This is a genomic window from Bradyrhizobium sp. USDA3516, from assembly GCF_057651995.1.
This window is the reverse complement of record NZ_JBYGYN010000008.1, coordinates 18,320-41,364: the sequence shown is the minus strand read 5'-3', so window position 1 is coordinate 41,364 and position 23,045 is coordinate 18,320. Positions and strand designations below refer to the sequence as shown.

Below are 23,045 nucleotides of genomic sequence, written 5' to 3'. Positions count from 1 at the left end.
ATTCCCGTTGTCTTCGGCGCAGATATCGATTGCTCGATGCGAAAGGACGAAACGCGGAAGAAGTTTGCCGCGCCAATGTTTCCGGACGGTTTCGCGGAAGGCGCCGATGCGCACCGCTCAATGCTCTTGCAGATCGAGCTGCGCGGATCTCGCCGGCGCGGCGACCCCGGCAAAGCGCAGGCGCATCGTGGTGCCGCAGCCGGGCGCGGAAGCGACGATCAACTCCCCGCCATGGGCCGCCATGATCTCGCGGACGATCGACAGGCCGAGGCCGGCGCCTTCACCTGCGGCGTTGCCGGTCTGAAACGGCTCGGTCAGCCTGTGTTCGGCGCCATCGGGCAGGCCAGCGCCATCATCGTGAATCGATACGCCATCGCAGCCGAGCGTGGCGACGATGCGCCGCGCGCCATGGGCGTGGACGAGCGCGTTGCCGACGAGATTGGCAAGCGCACTGTGGATCGCAGCGTCCACGCCCTGCACCACGAATGGGCCTTTTCCGTCGTGCTCCAGCGCAAGCTCGATGCCGGCGTCCAGCGCGGAGGGGCTGAAATCGGCCAGCACATCCAGCGTGATCTGGGCAAGATCGATCGGCCGCTTCTCGATCGCATGATTTTGCAAACGCGCCAGGTCCAGCATAGCCGAGACCAGCGAGGTCAGCCGGCGGACGTCGCGCACCAGCTCGGCCTTCAGAGCCGGCTCGGGCACGTCCTCGATCTTGGCGCGCAGCAGCGTCAGGGGCGTGCGGAGCTGATGGGCGGCATTGCCGAGGAAGCGGCGCTGCATCCTGATATAGGCATCGATCTCGCCGAAAGCGCGGTTCAGCGCCTCGACCAGCGGCTTCAACTCGCGAGGGACCTCGGACAGCGAGATCAGGCCCTGCGGCGCCGACGGATCGATCGCGAGGGCGCGACGCGCCACCCGCTCGATGCTGCGAGAGACGAAACGTGCAGTCAAAGCCGAGCCAATGGCGACGGTTGCAGCAAAGGCCAGCGCCACCAGGAAGATCGAAAAGACCCTGCGGAGGAGGAAAGTCCTTGCAATCCGGCCAAAGCGAACCTGAGGCTCGCCGACCATCATCGCGAGCCGCAACGGGCCCCGTTGCACGGCGGAAAGACAGAAAGTGCTCTTCTGGTCGAGCGTGTAGAAGACGGACGAACCAACGGGCCCGTGGTAAGGAAGCACGAAGGGAAGGGGAGGCCGGTGTTCGCTGCCGTACTCGCTGAGCAGGTCGCCCGCGGACACGACGTACCAGAGGTTTGGGCTGTCCGCCTTCAATTCCTCGAGGGCAGGAGTCGAACGTATTGTCAGTTTTTGCCCTTCGATCACCGTCGCGCGATCGAGAACGGCGGCCACGACCTGACATGTCCTGAACTCGCGTTCCTCGGTCGGGTAGCGCCAGATGAAGAGGCCGAGCATGGCCAGGAAGATCGTCGTCGCGGCGATGCCGAGCGACAGCGCAAAGGTTCGGGCGATCGACCTCATCGCGGCGTTGCCAGCCGCAGGATGTAGCCGATGCCCCGCATGCTGCGGATCTCGACGTCGCCGCCGAGCTCGGCCAATTTCTTGCGCAGGCGCGAGACCTGGGCTTCGAGCGTGTTGGATTCGATCTCGTCGTCGAAGCCGTAGATCTCCTCGATCAGGGCGGCGCGGGTGATGACGCGGTCGCGCCGCATCAGCAGCGCCCCCAGGATCAGCGCCTCGCGCCGGCGCAGCAGGATCCTGGTGTCGGCGACCACCGCCTCGTTGCTGCCGAGATGCAGCTCGACGTTGCCGAGCGACAGCACCGATGGAGCGAGCAGCCGCGGCCGGCGCAGCACCGCGCGCACGCGCGCGAGCAGCTCCTGCGGCTCGAACGGCTTGCCGAGATAATCGTCGGCCCCGCCATTGAGCCCTTCGACGACGTCCTCCTTGGCGTCCTTGGACGTCAGCATGATGATCGCAGGACGGTCGGGCGACTGGCTCAGCGCCGTGACCACCTGGAGCGCATCTCCGTCGGGCAGCATCCGGTCGACGATTGCCAGATCATATTTGAAATTGCTCAATGCCTGGCGCGCATCGGCGATCGAGCCGACCAGATCGACGATGCCGTGCAATTGCCCGAGCAGGCGCCTGACATAGGCGCCGATCTGGGGTTCGTCTTCGATCACGAGGGAGCGCACGCGGGTCGTCCTTGACTCTGCTGGGGCAACAAAACCCTGACCGTGACGCTCCCTGGCCGAACTCTGGCGTTTCGGCTCGTGCGCGAGGGTTCCCATAAAGGCAGCGAGCTTGGCGAATAAAAGGCAGGACCGGGCGAGCTCGCGGGCACGGCCTGTCACGTTTTTGGGGGCGTGATCGCACCGCGGCAATGTTGGGGCAATGTTGATCCGGCGGGCGTGCCTGCCAGCGCCGGACATGGCCCTGGGGAGCATCCGATCGCACCTTGCAATCTTGGGGCAATTTTGCCGGACCAGATGCTGTGGCTCCTAACCACAACAGTCGACTCGGCCTGCAAGGCCGGTCCGGGGCCCCGCAATGAATGATTTCGAAGAAGCCGCTCTCCGCCTCACGGCGATTGTGCGGCGGACGTCCGCCTGTCTCGCCGCACTCGCTGCGACCATGGCGACTGCGCCATCAGTATCGGCGCAGACCGCGTTCACGCTGCCAGCGCCGCCATTCGAGCTGCCGATGCTGCCCTCACCATCCGGAAACTGGACCGTCATGGTCGGCATCGGCGGCGAATACAAGCCTAACTTCGTCGGATCGGACGACGGAAGGTTTCTTCCGGTCCCGATTTTCTCGATCCGCCGCGCCGGATCGTTCGACCAGTTTCGCGGACCGCGCGACAGCGCCAGCATCGCGCTGCTCGACATCGGCAATTTTCGCGCGGGCCCGGCGTTCAAATACGTTTCCTCGCGCAAGAGCGGCAAATATGCCGAACTGACCGGGCTCGGCGACGTCAAGGCCGCCTATGAGCTCGGCGGCTTCGTCGAGTACTATCCGGTCGACTGGCTGCGCCTGCGCAGCGAGTTGCGCCAGGGTATGGGCGGCCATACCGGCACCGTCGCAGACGTTTCTGCCGACGTCATCGTGCCTCTGATTCAAAGGCTGACGATCTCGGCCGGCCCGCGCATCACCTGGAAGAGCACCAAGGCCACCGCCCCGTATTTTGGCGTCGATGCCGTGCAGGCGCTGGCATCGGGGCTTCCAAGATACGATGCCAGAGGCGGTGCGCACTCGGTCGGCTTCGGCAGCCAGATCTCCTATCGCATCAATCCGCAGTGGGAGGTTCACGCCTATATCGAATACGAGAAGCTGCTCGGCGACGCCGCGGACAGCCCGCTGGTCAAGCTGCGGGGATCGTCGAACCAGACCACCGTTGGCCTCGGCGCGTCCTATTCGTTCGATTTCAGGATTCGATAGACCATGCGCGCCAAGGCCATCCTCATTCTCGCCTGCGCGATCGCCTGCGTCGCACTCGGCGCCGCCGCGGCGTTCGAGACGCGTGCGAGCCGCCTCCAGGCGATCAAGACCATCGGCATCATCTCGGCCATCGGCGAGGAGATCAGCCTGACGCGAGCGGGCCTGACGGGGCTCGACAACGCCGCGCAGACTGCCTCGATCAGCGCATGGGGGCTGGACGAATTGATCGTGCAGCAGGCGACGAAGCTGCTGAGCGGACGGTTTCAGGTGCAGCCGGTCAGCTACCGGCGGGCGGCCTTCGCCGCGATCAGGGATTCGGCGGTCGCGCCGGTCAATCTGCTGCGGAGCGACCCCTTCAAGGAGCTGGTTCGCAGCGATGTCACGCCGCAGGGACTGGACGCATATATCGTCATCACGCGGGCGAGATCGAAGCTTGGAAACGGCCGCAACGTCGAGGGCGTCGGGTTCGCCGAATATCGGACGCTGCTTGCGGACTACGGACTGATCCACGCTTTGTACGAGGTCCGCCTCATCGAGGGAAAGTCGTTCGACGTGATCGAGAAGAGGGCGGCCGCGCCGCTCGACAACACCGGAACGGTGCGGATCGCCGGCCCGAGCGGACCGATCGAAGCGACGTTCGAGGGCTCGGGTTCGAGCGAGCGGCTGCGCGCAGCGATCGCGGACCTCATCGTCCGCAGCCTGCCGCTCACGCTGGGTGACATGCACCTGATCGACGGCCGGTGACGGTTGACGCGCAGACGCTTCAGGTCACCGGCGCGGGATTGAACAGCGTGAGGTCGTTGTGGATGCCCCAGCGGTCCGACCAGGGTTTGGTGCGGCCAGAGGCGACATCGAGGATCAGGCGGAACAGGTCCCAGCCGGTCTCCTCGATGGTCTTCTCGCCGGTTGCGATCTTCCCGGCATCGAAGTCGATCAGGTCCTTCCAGCGCCCCGCGAGCTCGCTGCGCGTTGCGACCTTGATCACCGGTGCTGCCGCAAGGCCGTAAGGCGTGCCGCGGCCGGTGGTGAACACCTGCAACGTCATGCCCGAGGCGAGCTGCAGCGTGCCGCAGATGAAGTCGGAGGCCGGCGTCGCGGCGAACAGCAGGCCCTTCTGCGTCGCCTTCTCGCCGGGCGAGAGCACGCCGGCAATCGCGCTCGAGCCGGACTTGACGATGGAGCCCAGCGACTTCTCGACGATGTTGGCAAGGCCGCCCTTCTTGTTGCCGGGCGTGGTGTTGGCGCTGCGGTCGGCGCCGCCGCGGGCGAGATAAGAATCGTACCAAGCCATCTCGCGCACCAGCGCGCGGCCGACGTCCTCGTTGATGGCGCGGCGCGTGAGCAGCTGGATCGCATCGCGCACTTCGGTCACTTCCGAGAACATGACGGTGGCTCCGGCGCGTACCAGGAGGTCGGCTGCGAAGCCGACGGCGGGGTTCGCCGTGACGCCGGAGAAGGCATCGCTGCCGCCGCATTGCAGGCCGATGACGAGATCGGACGCCGGGCAGGTCTCGCGCTTGCGGGTGTTGAGCACCTTCAGCCGCGCCTCGGCCTGGGTCATGATGGCATCGACGATGGCGCCAAAGCCGTCGAAAGCCTCGTCCTGCATGCGCACGATGGCGTCGTTCACGCCTTCCGGCACCAGCCGCTCGGGCGCGAGCTTCTCGCAGCCGAGGCCGATCACCAGAATCTCGCCGCCGAAATTCGGATTGAGGGCGAGGTTCTGCAGCGTGCGGATCGGCACCACCGCGTCGGGCGCGGTGATGGCGACGCCGCAGCCATAGGCGTGCGTCAGCGGCACGACGTCGTCCACGTTCGGATATTTCGGCAGCAGCTCGGCGCGGATGCGCTTCACCGCATATTCCATCGTGCCTTTGACGCATTGCACGGAGGAGGAGATGCCCAAAATATTCTTCGTGCCGACCGAACCGTCCGGATTGCGGTAGCCCTCGAAGGTGAAACCTTCGAGCGGCGGCAGCGGCGCGGGGACGGCGGTGGAGATTTCGAGCTTGTCGAGGTCAGGGGCCTCCGGCATGCGGATGCGTGCCTCGTCCACCCATTCGCCGGCCAGGATCGGCGACAGCGCGTAGCCGATGATCTCGCCGTAACGGATGATCGGCTCGCCTTCGGCGATGTCGACCAGCGCGGTCTTGTGGCCCTGCGGCACGAAGGCGCGCAGCGTCAGGCCGCAGGCAAAGCGCGCGCCGGCGGGAAGCCCGAAATCATTGACCACGATCGCGACATTGTCGCGCTCGTTGAGCTTGATGTAGCGGGGCTGCTCCTTTGCTGCGACGTCCTGGTCCATCTGCGCTTGCCTCAGAAGTCGTAGGGTGGGCAAAGGCGCAACGCGCCGTGCCCACCGCCCTCACACCGAGCGTAAGCGGTGGGCACGCTTCGCTTTGCCCACCCTACGATATCTCAGCCCGGGAACGTATAAGCCGTCTTCACCGTGGTGTAGAACTCGCGCGCGTAGGAGCCCTGCTCGCGGGCGCCGTAGCTCGAGCCCTTGCGGCCGCCGAACGGCACGTGATAGTCGACGCCGGCGGTCGGCAGATTGACCATGACCATGCCGGACTCGCTGTTGCGCTTGTAGTGCGAGGCGTATTTCAGGCTGGTGGTGCAGATGCCGGAGGCGAGGCCGAACTCGGTATCGTTGGAGATGGCGAGCGCCTCTTCGTAATTCTTGGCGCGAATGACGGCGGCGACCGGGCCAAAAATCTCCTCGCGCGCGATGCGCATATTGTTGTTGGCCTCGGTGAACAGCGCCGGCTGCAGATAGTGACCGGGGTTTTCGCGCTTCAGCAGCTCGCCGCCGAAGGCGAGCTTGGCGCCTTCGTCCTGGCCGATCTTGATGTAGCGGAGGTCTTGGTCGAGCTGGTTCTGATCGACCACCGGGCCGATATGCACGCCGGCCTTGAGCGCATCATCCACCGACAGGCTGTTCAGACGCTCGGCCACGGCGGCGACGAAGCGGTCGTGAATGCCTTCGGTGACGATCAGGCGGGACGAGGCGGTGCAGCGCTGGCCGGTGGAGAAATAGGCGCCGTTGACGGCGACCTCGACGGCGGTCTTGAGGTCGGCGTCGTCGAGCACCACCAGCGGGTTCTTGCCGCCCATCTCGAGCTGGAACTTCTTCATGGGGCTCGAGAGCACGCAGGCCTGCGCGATCTTGCGTCCCGTCTGCACCGAGCCGGTGAAGGAGATCGCGGCAACGTCCGGATGCTCGAGCAGGGTCTGGCCGACGACCGAGCCGGAGCCGACGACGAGGTTGAACACGCCCGCGGGAATGCCAGAGCGGGTGATGATCTCGGACAGCGCATGCGCCGAGCCGGGCACCAGCTCGGCCGGCTTGAACACCACGGTGTTGCCGTAGCAGAGCGCCGGCGCGATCTTCCAGGCCGGGATCGCGATCGGGAAATTCCAGGGCGTGATCATGCCGACGACGCCGACCGGCTCACGGGTGAGCTCGACGTCGAGGCCCGGACGCACCGAGGCGCCCTTCTCGCCGATCAGGCGCAGCGCCTCGCCGGCGAAGAATGCGAAGATCTGGCCGGCGCGCGCGACCTCGCCGATGCCTTCGGGGAGGGTCTTGCCTTCCTCGCGGGCGAGCAGGCGGCCGAGCTCTTCCTTGCGGGCGAGGATCTCGAGCGAAATCTTGTTCAATGCGTCGAAGCGCGCCTGTGGCGTCGACTGCGACCAGGCGGGGAAAGCGGCCTTGGCGGCGGCGATCGCCTTCTCGGTCTGCGCCTTGTCGGCCTTGGCGTATTCGCCGACGAGGTCATTGGTGTTGGAGGGATTGATGTTCCTGGTGACGCCGGAGCCGTCGACCCATTCGCCGCCGATGAAGTTCTTCAGGATCGCTGTCATCTTTTTCCTCCAGGGGAACGTTTTAACGGACCAGGCAGGGACGCTTGTCGTCAAACGTCCAGCCGGGGATCAGGTCCTGCATGGCCATAGCGTCATCCCGCCCGCCGAGTCCATGCTTCTTGTAGAGCTCGTGTGCGGCCTCGATGGCGGCGCGGTCGATCTCGATGCCGAGGCCGGGGCGGTCCGGGACGGCGATCTTGCCGCCCCTGATCCGGAGCGGCTCTTTCGTCAGGGCCTGGCCGTCCTGCCAGATCCAGTGGGTGTCGATCGCGGTGACCTTCCCCGGAGCGGCGGCGCCGACATGGGTGAACATTGCGAGCGAAATGTCGAAATGGTTGTTGGAGTGCGAGCCCCAGGTCAGGCCGTTGTCACGGCAGGTCTGGGCCACGCGTACCGAGCCTTGCATGGTCCAGAAATGGGGGTCGGCCAGCGGGATGTCCACCGCCCCGAGCCGCAGCGCATGGGAGAGCTGCCGCCAGTCGGTCGCGATCATGTTGGTGGCGGTCGGCAGGCTGGTTGCGCGGCGGAACTCGGCCATGATCTCGCGGCCGGAGAAGCCGGCCTCGGCACCGCAGGGGTCCTCGGCATAGGCGAGGATGCCATGCATGTTCTTGCAGAGACGGATCGCCTCATCCAGCGACCAGGCGCCGTTGGGATCCAGCGTGACGCGCGCGCTGGGAAAGCGCTTTGCGATGGCGGTTACCGCCTCGATCTCCTGCTCGCCGCGGAGCACTCCGCCCTTGAGCTTGAAGTCGGCGAAGCCGTAATGGTCGTGGGTGGCCTCCGCGAGCCGCACCACGGCCTCGGGCGTCATCGCCTCCTGGTGGCGGAGATTGAACCAGTCGGGCTTGCCGGTCTCGCCGGTGACGTAGTCGAGCTTCGACTTGCGGCGGTCGCCGACGAAGAAGAGATAGCCGAGCGTCTCGACGCTGTTGCGCTGCTGACCCTCGCCGAGCAGTGCGGCGACGGGCAGTCCGAGATGCTGGCCGAGCAGGTCGAGCAACGCGGACTCAACGGCGGTGACCGCGTGGATCATCACGCGAAGATCAAAAGTCTGCTTGCCGCGGCCGCCCGCGTCACGGTCGGCGAAGGCGGTACGGATGTCGGCGAGGATGTTGTTCATCGCGCCGACGGTCTTGCCGATCACGAGGTCGCGCGCGTCCTGGAGCGTCTGCCAGATCTTCTGCCCGCCCGGTACCTCGCCGACGCCGGTGTGACCGGCATTGTCGGTGAGGATGACGATGTTGCGGGTGAAGAACGGCGCATGCGCGCCGCTGAGATTGAGGAGCATGCTGTCGCGGCCCGCGACCGGGATCACCTGCATCGCGGTGACGACAGGTGCGCCGGCGACTGACGCGCCGGCGACTGCGGCGGGAATCTCGGTCTGGGCCATCGCACGCTCCTCCCTGTCGTCTTGTTATTCTGCAGCCTGTTGTGACGATCGTGCGGCGGGCAGCTTCTGCACCAGCGCGGTCAGCTCCGCCAGCTCCTGCTCGGTGAGATCGGTCAGCGGCGGACGGACCGGGCCGGAATCGCGGCCGATCACCTTCATGCCGGCCTTGATGATCGAGACCGCGTAACCCTTCTTGCGGTTTCGGATCGCGATCAGCGGCAGGATGAAATCCTTCAGGCCGGCCTGGATCGTGGCGTGGTCGCGCTTGCGCACCGCGGCGTAGAAGTTGGTGGCGAATTCCGGCACGAAGTTGAACACGGCCGAGGAATAGGTCGTCACGCCCATGTCGAGATAGGGCAGCGCGAAGGTCTCGGCGGTCGGCAGGCCGCCGACATAGGTGAGGCGGTCGCCGAGCTGGGTGTAGACGCGGGTCATCAACTCGATGTCGCCGATCCCGTCCTTGTAGCCGACGAGGTTCGGGCAGCGCTCGGCAAGGCGCGCGAGCGTGTCGGGCTGCAGGATTGCGTTGTCACGGTTGTAGACGATGACGCCGATCTTCACGGCGGCGCAGACCGCCTCCACATGGGCGGCAAGGCCTTCCTGCTCGGAATGGGTGAGGTAGGGCGGCAGCAGCAGGAGGCCGTCGGCGCCGGCCTTTTCCGCACCGATGGCGATCTCGCGCGCGATTGCGGTGCCGTAGCCGGTGCCGGCGAGCACGGGCACGCGGCCCTTGGTCTCGTCGACGGCGACCTTGACGACCTGCGGAACCTCAGTCGGGGTCAACGAGAAGAACTCGCCGGTGCCGCCGGCGGCGAAGAGACCTGCGACGTCATAACCGCACAGCCAGTCCATGTTGGCGCGATAGGTCGCCTCGTCGAAGGAATAGTCCGCCCTGAACGGCGTGACGGGGAAGGACAGGAGGCCCGATCCGATCTTCTGGGCCATTTCCTGCGGGGTCATCTTGCTCATGGGCGCTTCCTTGTCGTGTTGCGGAGGACGCAAGCAGAAGCCGCACGTCCATGCGCCGTGGTTTAGGAGACCGTTCGATGCGCGTCCAAGCCAAAGCCTATATCGACCGATGCGGATTGAGCATCAATCCTCCGCCAGCTCCGCGGAGGACAATTCGCCGGCGATCTTGACCAGCGCCGACAGCAGCGGGTTCTCGTCCGCGCGCCGCCACACCATGAACAGCTCGACCGGAACGCGGGTGCGCAGCTTCAGCGGACGCAGGCGGACGTCGGAGATCTTCAGGCTCGCCGCCGCCGCCGGCACGATGGCAAGACCGAGGCCGGCGCGCACCATCGCGAGGATCGAGTGGATCTGACTGAGATGCTGGACGTAGCGCGGCAGCACGTCGGCACGGGTGAACAGCGCCACCAGGAGGTCGTGAAAGTAGCGGCTCTCATAGGGCGAATACATCACGAAGGGCTGGTCGTCGAAATCCTTGATGGTGATGCCGTCGGCATTGGCCAGCGGATGTTTTTTCGGGATCGCCGCGAGCAGCGGCTCGGCGACGACGCGGCGGCTGGCGAGCTCAGGCCGCGCGATCGGCGGGCGCAGCAACCCGGCGTCGATCTGACCCGAAGTCAGCGCCTCGAACTGATCGCCCGATACCATCTCCTTCAGGGAGAAATCGACCTCCGGCAATTTGGCGCGGCAGGCGGCGATGAGCTCGGGCAGGAAGCCATAGGCCGCGGCCGCGGTGAAGCCGACCTTGAGCGAGCCGGTCTTGCCGAGTGCGATGCGGCGGGCGACCTGCGAGGCGCTCTCCGCAAGCTTGAGGATGCGCCGCGCCTCCGGCAGGAAGCTGCGCCCAGCCGGGGTGAGACGCACCGAGCGGCTGGTGCGCTCCAAGAGCGGCGCGTCGATGATGTGCTCGAGCACCTGGATCTGCCGGGACAGCGGCGGCTGCGTCATGTTGAGCCGCACGGCGGCACGGCCGAAATGCAATTCCTCCGCCACCGTGACGAAACAGCGGAGCTGGTTGAGGTCGAACATCGATACATGCCTTAGATGAATAAGGCGTTTCCCCGGCACTTCTAGCATCGATCACCCCCAAAACAAAGACGGCGGCTTTGTGGGCCGCCGTTGAGTTGCCTGGTCCGGCTCCCATGGGAGCCCTCAGGAGGAACAGGCTGATGCGAGACCGCCTCACGTCCGCTGCGGGCGCCACTGAGCTCATCACGCGCCTCTCTTAGGTCTCGGCCGTTTGCCCGACAGGAGTCCTAGAGGTGCGCGCGGCGAGGTGTCCAAGCTCAAGGCAGCATCGATCGATGCTGTTTTTGGATCGATGGAACGGCGGGAGAGGGGAACAGGTGGTGGCAAAGGTGCCCACCACGCACACCGCTGTCATTCCCCGCGACCCGGCTACGCCAAGGCTTCGCCGAGGTTAGGGTCTGGGGCGCGTCGAAGCTTTAGCGAAGGCGGCAGGCCGGGAATCCAGTACGCCGCGGCGTTTCGATTCATCACAACCGTTACGGAGTACTGGATCGCCCGATTCAAGTCGGGCGATGACCACCGGGGGTGTGAAGACAGTGCGCCCCTATTGCTGCGCGCTCGGCAGCAACTGCGGCAATTGTCCGCGCGTCACGTTCGGCGGCACGGCGTCGAGCCCGAGCACGGCGCTCGCCGCCGGCAGCGTCGCATCGGCCATCGCGGCATGCCCTTCCGCGCTCGGATGCACCGCGCCGCCATAGACGGCGGAGAGCACGCCCCAGGTGGCATCGTGAATGTCGGTCGGCTGGCTCGCCGCCGGAAGGCCCTGCGGATAGGTCATCGCGGCGAAATAGCTGTCATTGGCATCGCGGATCCAGCGCGCGCGGGGCAGGTAGGCGCGATACTCCGAGGCGCCGCGGCCGCACAGCATCGGCTGGCTCGCCGCGCTGACGATGTCGGGATCGAAGCTCTGGCCGTTGGCGGCAAAGCAACTGCGGTCGAATTCGGGATCGTTGCCGGAACGGGCGCAGAAGCCGTGCTCGGCGAACGCGGCCTGGTGCGCATCGACGAAGGTCATGCGGTCGGCTTCGGGATCGCGGCACAGCGCACCGCGGGTGCAGGTGGCGAGCCCCTTCAGCTGCGGCAGGAATTCGCTGTCGACGAAGGTGGAGACGCGGGCGAGGCGCTGCGGATCGGCATTGAAGGACGGGTGGATGTCGAAGCCGGCTCGGCCGCCGCGGCAGGGCGTGCCGCCGTCGGCGAGCGTAGGATTGGCATAGGAGACATAGACCACGCGCGAGAGGTCGCCGCCGACCAGCGGCTTCAGCGCCTCGCGCAGCTTGACGAAATTCTGCGGCAGCTCGCGTTGGAGCGCATCACGGGAATCGTCGACGCTCGCCATCACGCCGGAGCGGCGGAACAGCGCGCGTTCGGTGGCGGTTTCGACGATGACGTCGGCGACGAGGCCGGAGAAATAGACGTCGTTGGCGCCGACCGAGAGCAGCACGAGATCGAGCGTGCGATCGGGCTGGCGCTTCTTCGCCGCGGTGACGGCTTCCCGCAGCTCGGCGACTTGCGCGTTCACGCTGGTGTTGCAGACGCCGGTCTTGCCGGGCGGGCATTCGCGGGCGCGCTGCGAGCCGAGCAGCCCGTCGCCGATGCTCGCGCCGGTGCAGGCGAGCGGCAGGAAGGTCACGGCGATGTGGGTGTAGCGCACCGCGAGCGCCAGCGCGGTGCGCGCCTGATAGCTGTAGAGCGATCGATGGCACGGCGCATTGAACCAGAGCGCGCTGTAGCGTTGCCAGTTGGCGAGCGTATCCGGCGCCTCGCAGGCGCGGCCGCCCTTGAAGCCGTGGCGGCTCGGCCGGTAGTACTGCGCGCCGGCGGTGCCGAGATAGGAGCGGAAGCAAAAACCGTCGTCCGACAACGCCAGCGGCCGGTCCGGATTGCCTTCGCCGGAGGCGATGCTGTCGCCGAGACCTGCGATGAAGATGTCGCGGACCTGGATCTCGGTCTGGACCCGCTGGGTCGGATCGGAGCCGGCCGAGACATCGACGGTCGCAACCGTCGGCTTGCCGTAGCGGACGCGCAAATTGATCGGCTCGGCACAGTCGAAGGTCGAGCTCTGCGGCCCGTCGCCGTCATCGAACGACCAGGCGCAGGTGGCGCCGACCGGCACCGCGCCGGTCAGGCGCACCGTCACGGGATGGTCGATCGGCGTGATGTAGTTCTCTTTGACGTTGTCGCGGGTGCAGGGCTGGTTGACCCGGCCCTGCAGGTCGATGCAGAGCCGGTTGACCATGTTGCGGGCCCAGCCGCGGCCCTCGCTCTGGAGCTCCAGCGACTGCTCGGCGGCCAGAATGCTGCGGTTGCGCGCGTTCTCGACATGGAGCAGGAAGTCGCGCTCCTCGCGGAATAGCCGGAAGCGGTTACGCACCTCCCAGCTGATCTGCATGGGGCCGGCGTCCTGCGCGGCGGCGTGCTCGGGCAAAGCGAGGAGGCCGGCAAGCAGCACGGCGCCTGCCGAGAGGGTGCGAAGGAATACGGAAATCATGGCCCGCGTCTTCAACGGCAAAGTTGAGGCGGAAATAAGAGAGGATTGCGCGCCGGCCCGCAACCTTTGCCTGATGATTCCGAGGTGCCTTCGGCGGCTCAGCGCTTGCCGGCCTGCCGCAGCAGCCGTTCGCGCTCCATCGGCGTCACCTCCTTCGGCAGGTTGGCCTGCGCGCAGGCTTCCGCCAGCCGCCGCCGCTCCTGCCACGGCGCGACCACATTCATCCAGAGCTCGCGCGTGCCCATGATGGAGATGGCAAGGCCGAACGGGATCACGAAATAGAGAATGCGGAACACCAGCAGGGTCGCCAAAAGCTCCTCGCGGCCGAACTGGGGCAGTGCCACCAGCATGGCGGCATCGAACACGCCGATCGAGCCCGGCGCGTGGCTGGCAAAGCCGATCAGGGTCGCCAGGATGAACACGACCGCGAGCGACATGAAGTCGATCGGCGGGTTGGCCGGCATCAAGAGGTACATGGCCGTGGCGCAGAAGCCGAGATCGACGACGCCGATCAGGATCTGCACCAAGGTCAGCGGCGCCGAGGGCAGCACCACCTTCCAGCCTTTCTGGCCGAGCTCGCGGCGCTTCTCGCCCATGCAGAGCCAGACCAGATAGGCGCCGATCGATGCGAGGCCGCCGAGGGCGATCAACCGGTTGAGCGAGGAGGGGAGCTGATCCATCGAGGAGGCCGCGTCCGGATGGATGGCCATGCCGATGGAGAGCACGAAGATGTTACCGAGCCAGAAGGTCAGGCCCGACAGGAAGCAGATCTTCGCGACGTCGATCGCGTTCAGCCCGTAGTCCGAATAGATCCGGAAGCGGATCGCGCCGCCGGTGAAGACCGTGGCGCCGATGTTGTGGCCGATCGAATAGGACGTGAAGCTGGACAGCGCCGCGATGCGATAGGGCACGTGCCTCTTGCCTATCGTTCGCAGTGCAAAATAATCGTAGAAGGTCAGCGTACAGAACGCGAAGAAGACGCAGATCGCCGCCAGCCCGATATTGCCGCGGGGGATCTCCGTCAACGCGGTCAGGATGACCCCGGTATCGATGCCCTTGAGGGTCCGCACCAGCGTGGTGATCGCAAACGCGATGATGATGATGCTCGCGGCGACTCCGAGCCGTCGCCAGCCGATCCATCTCTTGAAGCCGCGTTTCAGCGCGGGCAGCAGTCCGTGCATTCATCCTCCCGGCGGGGGGCAAGTCCGACCGGGCCAGGCATTGGCCGGTCGGGTGCGATCACGGCCAAAAGGCAGGCATCGATCGCGAGGCATGATCCAGCTCATTTAAGGCAAAATCAGCGGCTTGTGCAGCCCTTGACAACAACAGGTTCTGCGTTCGGCGGGCCACTTCTGTCATACGCGGTTCATATCGGCGGCGCGTTAAGCATATGAGTCGCGCAACCCTGGCTCCATTGACGCATTGACCGTGCCGACACGATTTCCAATCCTGGCGCCGCCAGCATTGTTCCAGCGCAACCCGCATTCACGTTTTTGGAACGTCGATGCCGCGTGGTCGTTAGGCTCCATCAGCAATTGAACATGGCGGAATACGCGGCTTTTTTCGTACGAGCCGGCGCCACCGTGTTCCCAAGACCCGAGAGGATCGGAACGATGGGACTGTTCACAAAAGACATCAAGACCATGAACGACCTGTTCGTGCATCAGCTCCAGGACATCTATTACGCCGAGCAGCAGCTCACCAAGGCGCTGCCGAAAATGGCGAGCAAGGCCACTGATCCGCAGCTGAAACAGGGCTTTTTGACGCACCTCGAAGAAACCAAGCAGCACGTCGCGCGGCTCGAGGAGGTCTTCAAGATGCACGGCGCCGCGGTGAAGGCGGTCGATTGCCCGGCCATCGACGGCATCATCAAGGAAGCCGACGAGACCGCCGGCGAAGTTGCCGACAAGGCGGTGCTCGACGCGGCCCTGATCAACGCGGCACAGGCCGCGGAGCATTACGAGATCGCCCGCTACGGCAGCCTGATCGCCTGGGCCAAGCAGCTCGGCCGTAACGATTGCGCGGCGGTGCTGGCCAAGACGCTCGAGGAGGAGAAGGCGACCGACAAGAAGCTGACGACGCTCGCCGAGAGCAAGGTGAATCTGCGCGCGGCGAGCTGAGAAGAGGAAACTACGAGCGCCGCGCGACGGTCCGCGCGGCGCTTTTGCTTGTTCGCTTCCCGCTGCCGCGGTGCTGCTTCGGTGCGCCGTCGCGAGGATCAGCAATGTGAGCGAACTCGCTCATCTTCTATTCACCACTTCCGGAACAGGTTTGTAGCCGGTTACCGATCGTCCACCACTGTCGGCTCAAGTGCGGGTCGATAGGGGCCGGCAATGTATCAAGTTCTCTACTGTCTCACCGACGAGCACGACTGGCGACTGGTGGCCCTTGCGGGCGCAGTGTGCCTGCTCGCCAGCGCCGCGGCGATCAGCCTGTTTCAGCGCGCACGCGCGACGCACGGAGCCGCGCGTCTGGCCTGGATCGCCCTGGATGCGGCCGTCAGCGGATGCGGCATCTGGGCGACGCATTTCATCGCGATGCTCGCCTATGGCCCCGGGAGCGCCGGCACCTACAACATCCCGGTGACGATTCTGTCGCTGATGCTTGCGATCTCCTTGACCTTCGTGGGCCTGAGCATCGCCGTGGCGTCCTCGCGCCCGGTGTGGATCGTCGTCGGCGGCGCCATCGTCGGCCTTGGTGTCGCGGCGATGCATTACACCGGCATGGCGGCGCTGGAGATGCCGGCACGGCTGAATTGGATCGGGAGCACCGTTGCCGCCTCGGTGCTGTTCGGAATCGTCTTCGCAGCGCTCGCGCTGTTCGTCGCTGCCCGAGGCGACGGCGTTCGGCATGCGCTGAGCGCGACCGCTCTGTTGACGCTCGCGATCGTTGCCCACCATTTCACCGCGATGGGCGCGGTGCTGCTGACGCCGGACCCGACGATCGCGATCAGCGGGCTCTCGGTCCCGCCGGCCTCGCTGTCGTTCCTGACTGCCAGCGCCGCCGTCGCGATCATCGCGATTGCGCTCGTGGCCGCGCTGCTCGACCGCCGCGCCAAGGGCGAACTGGGCCGCCAGCAGATCGTGCTGGACAGCGCGCTGCAGAACATGTCGCAGGGGCTGTGCATGTTCGACGCCGACGGCAAGATCATCCTGTTCAACGAGCGCTATGCCGGGATGCTCCGTCGTACCGACGTGCCGCTCACCGGCCGCTTGCTGGTCGACGTGCTCAGGGAAGAGCAGGCCAAGGGCCAGTGGCAGGGCGATGCGGATGAATTCTTCGCCCGCCTCGTCGCCGACGCGCGCGATGGCCGCACCACGACCGACGTCGTCAACCGGTTCGGCCGCTCCATCCGGGTCGTCAACCAGCCGATGCAGGGCGGCGGCTGGGTCGCGACCTTCGAGGACATCACCGAATGGCTGGAGGCGCAGGCCAAGATCTCGCACATGGCGCGCCATGACGCTCTGACCAGCCTGCCGAACCGGGTGCTGTTCCACGAACAGCTCGAGCAGGGGCTGCGCCAGACCAAGTCGGGCGACCAGCTCGCGGTGCTTTGTCTCGATCTCGATCACTTCAAGGACATCAACGACTCGCTCGGCCATCCCATCGGCGATGCGCTGCTCAAGGAGGTCGGCCGCAGGCTCGAGGCCACCGTCGGCGAACAGGATACCGTGGCGCGGCTCGGCGGCGACGAGTTCGCGGTGGTCCAGATCGGACGCTCCGAGGAGATCGCCGCGCGATCGCTTGCCGGGCGCCTCGTCGAGGTGATCTCGGCGCCTTACCAGATAAACGACCATCAGATCGTGATCGGCGTCTCGATCGGCATCTCGCTGTCGCCGCAGGACGGCAGCAATCCGGACGAGCTGCTCAAGAACGCGGACCTTGCGCTCTACCGCGCCAAGGCGGACGGCCGCGGCACCTATCGCTTCTTCGAGACCGGCATGGATGCGCGTGCGCAGGCGCGGCGCCTTCTGGAAATGGATCTGCGCGCGGCGCTGCATCGCGACGAGTTTGAGGTCTACTACCAGCCGATCCGCGAAGTCGCCAGCGGTCGCGTCGTCGCCTTCGAGGCGCTGCTGCGCTGGAACCATCCGCAGCGCGGACTGATCGCGCCGATCAGCTTCATCCCGCTGGCCGAGGAGACCGGGCTCATCGTTCAGCTCGGCGAGTTCGTGCTGCGCTCCGCCTGCACTGATGCAGCCACTTGGCCCGACGATGTCGACGTCGCCGTCAATTTGTCGCCGGTGCAGTTCAAGAGCCCGAACCTGATCGCGGCGGTGACAGAGGCGTTGGCCTTATCGGGACTCGGTGCGCGCCGCCTCGAGCTCGAGATTACCGAATCCGTCCTGCTCCAGAACAGCGAGGCGACGCTGACCACCTTGCACGAGCTGCGCGCCATGGGCGTGCGGATCTCGCTCGACGATTTCGGCACCGGCTATTCGTCGCTGAGCTATCTGCGCAGCTTCCCGTTCGACAAGATCAAGATCGACCGTTCCTTCGTGTCGGAGCTGGCGACGCGCGAGGATTCCATGGCGATCATTCGCGCCGTGACAAGCCTCGGCCGCAGCCTCGGCATCGTCACTACGGCGGAGGGCGTCGAGAACGACGCGCAGCTCGAGCTGCTCCGGCGCGAGGGCTGCACCCAGGCGCAGGGTTATCTGTTCAGCAAGCCGCGGCCCGCCTCGGATGTCGCGCTCATGCTGGAACGGCCGCGGCTGCGCGCGTCGGCTTGAGAGGTCGGCTTCGGCGCAGCGCGAAATGCGCGCCGCAGAACGCCATCACGGCGCCGAGACACAGGGCGGCAAGCCCGGCGAGCACGCCCGAGACGGTCGGGATCGGGCTCGGCGCCGACGCCGCCTGACCCGCTCCCGCAAGCAGCAGCACGCCGACCGCGATCAGGAATTGCCGCATCCGCTGCGGGATCTGCCCGGAGACGGCGCTCTGCATCAGGCTCGCGGTGAAGTAGCCGCCGGAGAAGCCGACGGTGGCGATCAGCCACCAGGCGATGGCAGCGCCCGCCGGAACGAACTCATGCGTGTCGGAGCGCCAGAGGCGGCCGAGATCGAGACCGTAGCGCGCGCCCAGCATGTGCACGGCGAGCGCGAGCAGCACACCGGAGATCATTGCGGCGCCGAGAATCAGGCGGCGCGGAAAAAAGGTCGTCTCAGCCATGCCTCGCTTGTAGGATGGCCAGGGGCGATCGCGCAAGCCGATGGGATCATTGATCGACATGCAGGGAGCGGAAGCGGGTTCGACCACGAGCTATGCCTACAAGGCCTCGCTGATCGGCTCGGCGCATCGCTTCGAGCTGACGGAGCAGGGGCTGTCCTGGCATATCGGCGGCCGCTCCGGCCTCTGGCGCTATGACGAGATCTCGGCGATCCGGCTGTCGTTCCGCCCGGTGTCGATGCAGCAGCACCGCTTCCGCGCCGATATCAGCCGCACCGGCGGCGGCCGCATCGCAATCCTGTCAACGAGCTGGCAGACCGCGGCGCTGATGGCGCCGCAGGACAACGGTTTTCGCGATTTCCTGATCGAGCTGCATGCGCGCATGGCCAAAGCCGGCAGCCGCGCCGAATTGACCGCGGGCCTCGGCCGCAAGACCTACGCGGCGGTGCTGACGTTCCTGACCGTGCTCGCTGTGGCCATGGTGGGGCTGTTGATCCGCGCGCTTCTGACCGGCGAGCTCGCCGGCGTGCTGTTCATTCTCGGCTTCGCCGCGCTGTTCGCCTGGCAGGTCGGCGGCTTCGTGCGGCGCAACCGGCCGCAGAGCTACAGTTTCGATCGCGTGCCGAAGGCCCTGCTGCCCTAGTGCAATCGGCCGCAATCAAACGTGACTTCGCGTCCCGCCATAGGCGTCGCATCTTGTGGTCATGTCAGCCATGGATCGCAGCACCCGTCTGCCGACGGCAGATGAGATCGCCAGAATCAACCGCACGCATCTGATCGACACGCCGCTCCGGCCAGCCGACCTGCTGTTCGTGTTCGGCACCCGCGAGGACGATGGCTTGCGTGCCGACACCGCCGCAAGGCTGTGGCGCGAGGGCCTGTTTCGCCGGTCGATTGTCAGCGGCGGTGTAACGCCGGGCTCGGAGCAATCCGAGTGCAGCATCATCAAGGCCGCGATGGTTGCGGCGGGCATTCCGGCGGACCTTATCCTCGAGGAGCATCGCGCGATGAACACCGGCGAGAACGTCATCTTCTCGCTTCCGATCATCGATGCGGCAATCGGGCTGCAGAATATCCGCAGCGTGATCTGTCTCGGCAACACCTGGACCGCGCGGCGCTACCCGATGACGCTGCATCGGCATTGGCCGGGGGTCGAGAAGATGCTGCTCACCGTCGACAGTTTCACGACACCGCGTGCGCTCTGGCATACCGACGCCGAATTTCGCCGCCGCATGCTGCACGAATGGGACAAGATCGAGCCTTACAAGGCGAGGGGCTTTATCGCGGACTGGCCGGAGGTCTGATTCCTACTCCGTCGAATCGAAATCGTCCTCCTTGGTGCCGAGCAGCGAGACGATGGTGCGCAGGCCGGAATCGAGCTGCTCGGGCGAGGGCGGGGCGAGCGCGAGCCGCACCGCGTTCGGGGCATGACCGTGCGCGATCGCGAAGGTCGAGGACGGCGTCAGCGCGATGCCGCGCCGTGCTGCTGCGGCGACGAAGGTCTGCGAGCGCCAGTGCGGCGGCAGCGTCAGCCAGAGATGATAGGAGCGCGGATCGGCGGCGAGCTGGTAGCCGGAGAGCAGCCGTGCGGCGGTCTGCTGGCGGCGCGCGGCGTCGATGCGTTTCAACCGGGTCAGCTCGGCGACGGTGCCGTCGGCCATCAGCCGCTGCCCGGCCGCGAGCGCATGGCCGGAGGCGATCCAGCCGCCGGTGCGGACCGCGCTCATCACGCTCTCGCGCAAGTGAGGCGGCGCGACCAGGATGCCGAGCGCGAGGCCCGGCGCGACCTTCTTGGACAGGCTGTCGATCACGATGCAGCGGTCCGGCCCGAGCGCGGCCAGCGGCGTATCGTCGGCGAGGAAGCCGTAGACGGTGTCCTCGATGATGGGAAGATCGAGTTTCTCGGCGACGCGCATGATGTCGGCGCGCCGCGTCGCGTTCATGGTGACGCCGAGCGGATTCTGGATGATGGGTTGCAGATACAGCGCCGACAGATGCGCCTCGCGATGGGCCTTCTGGATGGCGTCGGGCCGCGCGCCGTGCTCGTCCATCGGAATCGGGACCAGCGTCACACCTAGCCGCGCGGCGATGCTCTTGACGTAGGGATAGGTCAGCGCCTCGACGCCGCAGCGGCCGCCGGTCGGAACGAGCGCGGCAAGCGCGGCAGCGAGCGATTGCTTGCCGTTGGCGGTGAAGAAGATCTGGTCCGCCTGCGGCGCAAAATCCTTGCGCGCGAGATAGGCAGCGGCGGCAACGCGGGCGCTCTTGGTGCCGGTGCTGGTCGAAACGCGCAACGCGGATTCCAGCGCGTCGATGCGCTCTAGCCCGGCGAGGCTCTTGGCGATCATCGCCCATTGCTGCGGCAATAGCGGGTAGTTGACCTCGAGATTGATGCGCGCGTCGGCCGGCTCGCGCATGGTCTCGACGTCACGCCTGACGTCGCCGGAGATGAACGTGCCGCGCCCGACCTCGCCGACCACGAGGCCGCGGCGGAGCAATTCCGTATAAACCCGGCTCGCGGTCGAGACCGCGATGCCGCGGTCATAGGCAAAATTGCGCTGCGGCGGCAGCCGGTCGCCGGGCCTTAACGTGCCGTTAGTGATATCGGCCGCAATGGCATCGGCGAGCTTCACATACTCGAACTTGGACATATTGCACCGAGAGCAATGTTTTGCTTGCTCCGAGGAGTGTACTGGAGCATTTAAGTTCCATCAAGTTCCGCGATTGAGCCGAGGAGAGCGAGAGCAATTCCTGTGGCAAATGAGGTGCAGGCGCCCAGAAGCGTCAGCGCCAACGGCACCTGCATCGCCGCGCGGGACGATAGGCCGGAGAAGAAGAATGACCACGATCTCGCAAACTGCCGGGCGGACTTTACGCCCATCCTCGTCGGGCGGATTTTTGAGTGCCCTCGCCCTGCGCCTTACCGCGCTGTTCGACCGCCTGGAGCGCCGCTCCGCCGTCAAGACCCTGAACGAGCTCGACGACCGCGCCCTGCGAGACATCGGCATCACGCGCAGCCAGATCGAGGATGCCGTGTACGGGCAGTTCAAGGCCGAGCTGTCGCGGTATCTGTGATCCTCGCGTGTCCCGGACGCGCTGCAGCGTGAAACGTTGCGGCGCAGAGCCCGGACCCAGGAAGCCGCACAAGACGCTGCAACATGGGCCTCGGCTCAGCAGCGCATCGTCGAAGAGACGCCGCGCTGCGTCCGGAGCGCGGGAGCGGTGTTCTCGTGCACAGCTGTCCCAACCTCGTCATTGCGAGCGCAGCGAAGCAATCCAGAATCTTCCCGCGGTGGCAGTCTGGATTGCTTCGTCGCAAGGGCTCCTCGCAATGACGGAATGTGTTGCGATGGCATCGGCTCTTCAATTCGCATCTCACTCGCAGACACACTTTCGCATTCTCGCGGCGCAATTCGCCCGAGCTTTGTCTCGACACCTTGCCCCAATGGAAAAGGGCGCAGGGAAGACCGGGTGCCGGCCGGGCACCCACGGTCCACTGTGCGAAAGGTGGCAACGAAGAATTTGCACAGCGGCATACAGGTGAAGCCAAACATCCGGCCTTCCCTGCGCAGTGGCTTTACGGCTTATGTCGCGCTCTCCCTGGGGAGCGATGCACTATTGCCCCCATCGCCCTGCGGCTGAGCGATGCGCGTGTCCGGTTGGATCGCCGCATCACCACAAGACTTGGCGCACAGACCCCGGGCGCCAGGACCACACGATTTTGCCGTACGCGAACCGCACCCGTCGTTGGCGCGAGGTCTTCCCTCACGGTTACCCGCCCTGCGAAGCTTTTCGCGCCGATGTGGCCCGCGTCCACCGCCGCCCGGCCCGCGTTCGTGACGATCGCGATACGCCCCTCTTCCTTGGGCCGGGTTGCGCGACACATACGTCATTTCCGAATTTCGGTAAAGCGAAATATTTTGGGCGGATCGGATTGACCGAGCGCTTGGGTGGTTTGCCCGTCGGGCAACGCAAGGGATTGTGGCCTCGTGCCGAAATTGCTTGGGAATCGCTTCTGGTTGCGGGGCAATCCCGGCGAGGCCGCCGCCACGAGCAAAAACGCCGCCCGCTTGAAATGAAGCGCAGGCGGCGGCTGATCAGCCCCGGGAGGGTGAGAGTAAAATCCCGATACCAGTTGGTCTCTACGGAGGCGGCGTAGGTTCAGCCTATTGGAGATGAAGCCCTACCTTGGCGCCAACAGTCCCGGCGAGGTCAGCCAATTGTTGACCTCGCCGGCAACGTCGATCTGTTGGGCTTTTCGCAAAAGCTCCGTGCGGCGGATACCGGCGGGCATCCCTTTGGCCTGTTGGCGAAGGTTGAGTGCCTCTTGGGCCAAGCGGTATTCGAATGTCGATGCTGGCTGTGGGGATCGAGTCGGCATTTTGATGCTCCGCTGCAGGGTTGAGCGGGAGCGCAACTCGCGTTCACACCGCCGATAGATGCTAAGGGCCGCTCGGCGGTAACGAGACAATGCGCGCATATCTGCCGAATAGCGAGGGCTTTGTTTTGTTCCGCGCAGGAACTATCGGCACACTGCCCCAGGGGCGCTGCTGACTGGACTACGTGTCATCGCTCGAAGCGCCGCTTGAACGATCAACGCGCACGGTTCTAAATTCCGGAGGGCCATCAAGCAGGCGCTGCTTTCTCTTCGATTGGTCGGTGGAACTCGCAGAACTGTCGGCCCTGTCATCCAGTACCGCACCGGCCAGATGAAGCGCACGCTTT

18 protein-coding genes are annotated in these 23,045 nt (G+C 65.8%); 7 read left to right on the top strand and 11 right to left on the bottom strand.

Features of this window, described 5'->3' with window-relative positions; genetic code table 11:
* Positions 1 to 117 precede the first annotated feature (117 nt).
* Positions 118 to 1,482: a sensor histidine kinase gene (locus tag AC24YW_RS23910; RefSeq protein WP_487485009.1), complete on the bottom strand. Its 1,365-nt coding sequence runs from the start codon at positions 1,480 to 1,482 to the stop codon at positions 118 to 120.
* Positions 1,479 to 2,159 (bottom strand): response regulator transcription factor, encoded by a 681-nt coding sequence (locus AC24YW_RS23905; protein WP_487485008.1) that lies wholly within the window; start codon positions 2,157 to 2,159, stop codon positions 1,479 to 1,481. The genes AC24YW_RS23910 and AC24YW_RS23905 overlap by 4 nt, the downstream gene beginning before the upstream one ends.
* Positions 2,160 to 2,514: 355 nt before the next feature.
* Here AC24YW_RS23905 and AC24YW_RS23900 point away from each other — a divergent pair, with 355 nt between their 5' ends.
* Together AC24YW_RS23900 and AC24YW_RS23895 are read left to right on the top strand one after the other, a co-directional pair.
* Positions 2,515 to 3,402, top strand: coding sequence for a MipA/OmpV family protein (locus AC24YW_RS23900; protein WP_487485007.1), 888 nt, complete (start codon positions 2,515 to 2,517; stop codon positions 3,400 to 3,402).
* Positions 3,403 to 3,405: 3 nt separating this feature from the next.
* Positions 3,406 to 4,146 (top strand): hypothetical protein, encoded by a 741-nt coding sequence (locus AC24YW_RS23895; RefSeq protein WP_487485006.1) that lies wholly within the window; start codon positions 3,406 to 3,408, stop codon positions 4,144 to 4,146.
* Positions 4,147 to 4,165: 19 nt separating this feature from the next.
* Here AC24YW_RS23895 and garD read toward each other — a convergent pair whose 3' ends face one another.
* From garD to AC24YW_RS23860, 7 genes are all read right to left on the bottom strand, one after another.
* Entirely contained in the window at positions 4,166 to 5,707 is a 1,542-nt protein-coding gene (gene garD / locus AC24YW_RS23890; protein ID WP_487485005.1) for a galactarate dehydratase, read from the bottom strand.
* A 113-nt stretch (positions 5,708 to 5,820) separates the two neighbouring features.
* Entirely contained in the window at positions 5,821 to 7,269 is a 1,449-nt protein-coding gene (locus AC24YW_RS23885) for an aldehyde dehydrogenase family protein (protein WP_487485004.1), read from the bottom strand.
* 22 nt (positions 7,270 to 7,291) lie between these two features.
* Complete coding sequence (gudD, locus tag AC24YW_RS23880; RefSeq protein ID WP_487485003.1) at positions 7,292 to 8,662, bottom strand: glucarate dehydratase; 1,371 nt, start codon at positions 8,660 to 8,662, stop codon at positions 7,292 to 7,294.
* A 24-nt stretch (positions 8,663 to 8,686) separates the two neighbouring features.
* Entirely contained in the window at positions 8,687 to 9,631 is a 945-nt protein-coding gene (gene kdgD / locus AC24YW_RS23875; RefSeq protein WP_487485002.1) for a 5-dehydro-4-deoxyglucarate dehydratase, read from the bottom strand.
* A 123-nt stretch (positions 9,632 to 9,754) separates the two neighbouring features.
* Positions 9,755 to 10,660, bottom strand: a complete 906-nt coding sequence (locus AC24YW_RS23870; protein WP_487485001.1) for a LysR family transcriptional regulator — start codon at positions 10,658 to 10,660, stop codon at positions 9,755 to 9,757.
* A gap of 544 nt (positions 10,661 to 11,204) precedes the next feature.
* Positions 11,205 to 13,151: an SGNH/GDSL hydrolase family protein gene (locus AC24YW_RS23865; protein WP_487485000.1), complete on the bottom strand. Its 1,947-nt coding sequence runs from the start codon at positions 13,149 to 13,151 to the stop codon at positions 11,205 to 11,207.
* 98 nt (positions 13,152 to 13,249) lie between these two features.
* Positions 13,250 to 14,332 (bottom strand): lysylphosphatidylglycerol synthase transmembrane domain-containing protein, encoded by a 1,083-nt coding sequence (locus AC24YW_RS23860; protein WP_487484999.1) that lies wholly within the window; start codon positions 14,330 to 14,332, stop codon positions 13,250 to 13,252.
* A gap of 432 nt (positions 14,333 to 14,764) precedes the next feature.
* Here AC24YW_RS23860 and AC24YW_RS23855 point away from each other — a divergent pair, with 432 nt between their 5' ends.
* Together AC24YW_RS23855 and AC24YW_RS23850 are read left to right on the top strand one after the other, a co-directional pair.
* A complete protein-coding gene (locus tag AC24YW_RS23855) occupies positions 14,765 to 15,271 on the top strand; it encodes a YciE/YciF ferroxidase family protein (RefSeq protein ID WP_487484998.1) in 507 nt (168 codons plus the stop codon).
* Positions 15,272 to 15,484: 213 nt separating this feature from the next.
* Positions 15,485 to 17,884, top strand: a complete 2,400-nt coding sequence (locus tag AC24YW_RS23850; protein ID WP_487484997.1) for a bifunctional diguanylate cyclase/phosphodiesterase — start codon at positions 15,485 to 15,487, stop codon at positions 17,882 to 17,884.
* Here the strand turns inward: AC24YW_RS23850 and AC24YW_RS23845 are convergent.
* The gene (locus AC24YW_RS23845; protein WP_487484996.1) at positions 17,847 to 18,323 is read right to left on the bottom strand and encodes a hypothetical protein; all 477 of its coding nucleotides are present in this window, start codon (positions 18,321 to 18,323) and stop codon (positions 17,847 to 17,849) included. The two genes, AC24YW_RS23850 and AC24YW_RS23845, sit on opposite strands and share 38 nt — an antisense overlap.
* A gap of 40 nt (positions 18,324 to 18,363) precedes the next feature.
* On the opposite strand from AC24YW_RS23845, the gene AC24YW_RS23840 reads away from it, so the two are divergent.
* Positions 18,364 to 18,963, top strand: coding sequence for a hypothetical protein (locus tag AC24YW_RS23840; RefSeq protein WP_487484995.1), 600 nt, complete (start codon positions 18,364 to 18,366; stop codon positions 18,961 to 18,963).
* A 61-nt stretch (positions 18,964 to 19,024) separates the two neighbouring features.
* On the top strand, positions 19,025 to 19,624 hold the full coding sequence (locus tag AC24YW_RS23835; RefSeq protein WP_487484994.1) for a YdcF family protein: 600 nt from the start codon (positions 19,025 to 19,027) through the stop codon (positions 19,622 to 19,624).
* A 3-nt stretch (positions 19,625 to 19,627) separates the two neighbouring features.
* Here AC24YW_RS23835 and AC24YW_RS23830 read toward each other — a convergent pair whose 3' ends face one another.
* A complete protein-coding gene (locus AC24YW_RS23830) occupies positions 19,628 to 20,971 on the bottom strand; it encodes an aminotransferase-like domain-containing protein (RefSeq protein ID WP_487484993.1) in 1,344 nt (447 codons plus the stop codon).
* Positions 20,972 to 21,158: 187 nt separating this feature from the next.
* Between AC24YW_RS23830 and AC24YW_RS23825 the strand changes: the two genes are divergently transcribed.
* Positions 21,159 to 21,395: a DUF1127 domain-containing protein gene (locus AC24YW_RS23825; protein WP_487484992.1), complete on the top strand. Its 237-nt coding sequence runs from the start codon at positions 21,159 to 21,161 to the stop codon at positions 21,393 to 21,395.
* Positions 21,396 to 23,045 lie beyond the last annotated feature (1,650 nt).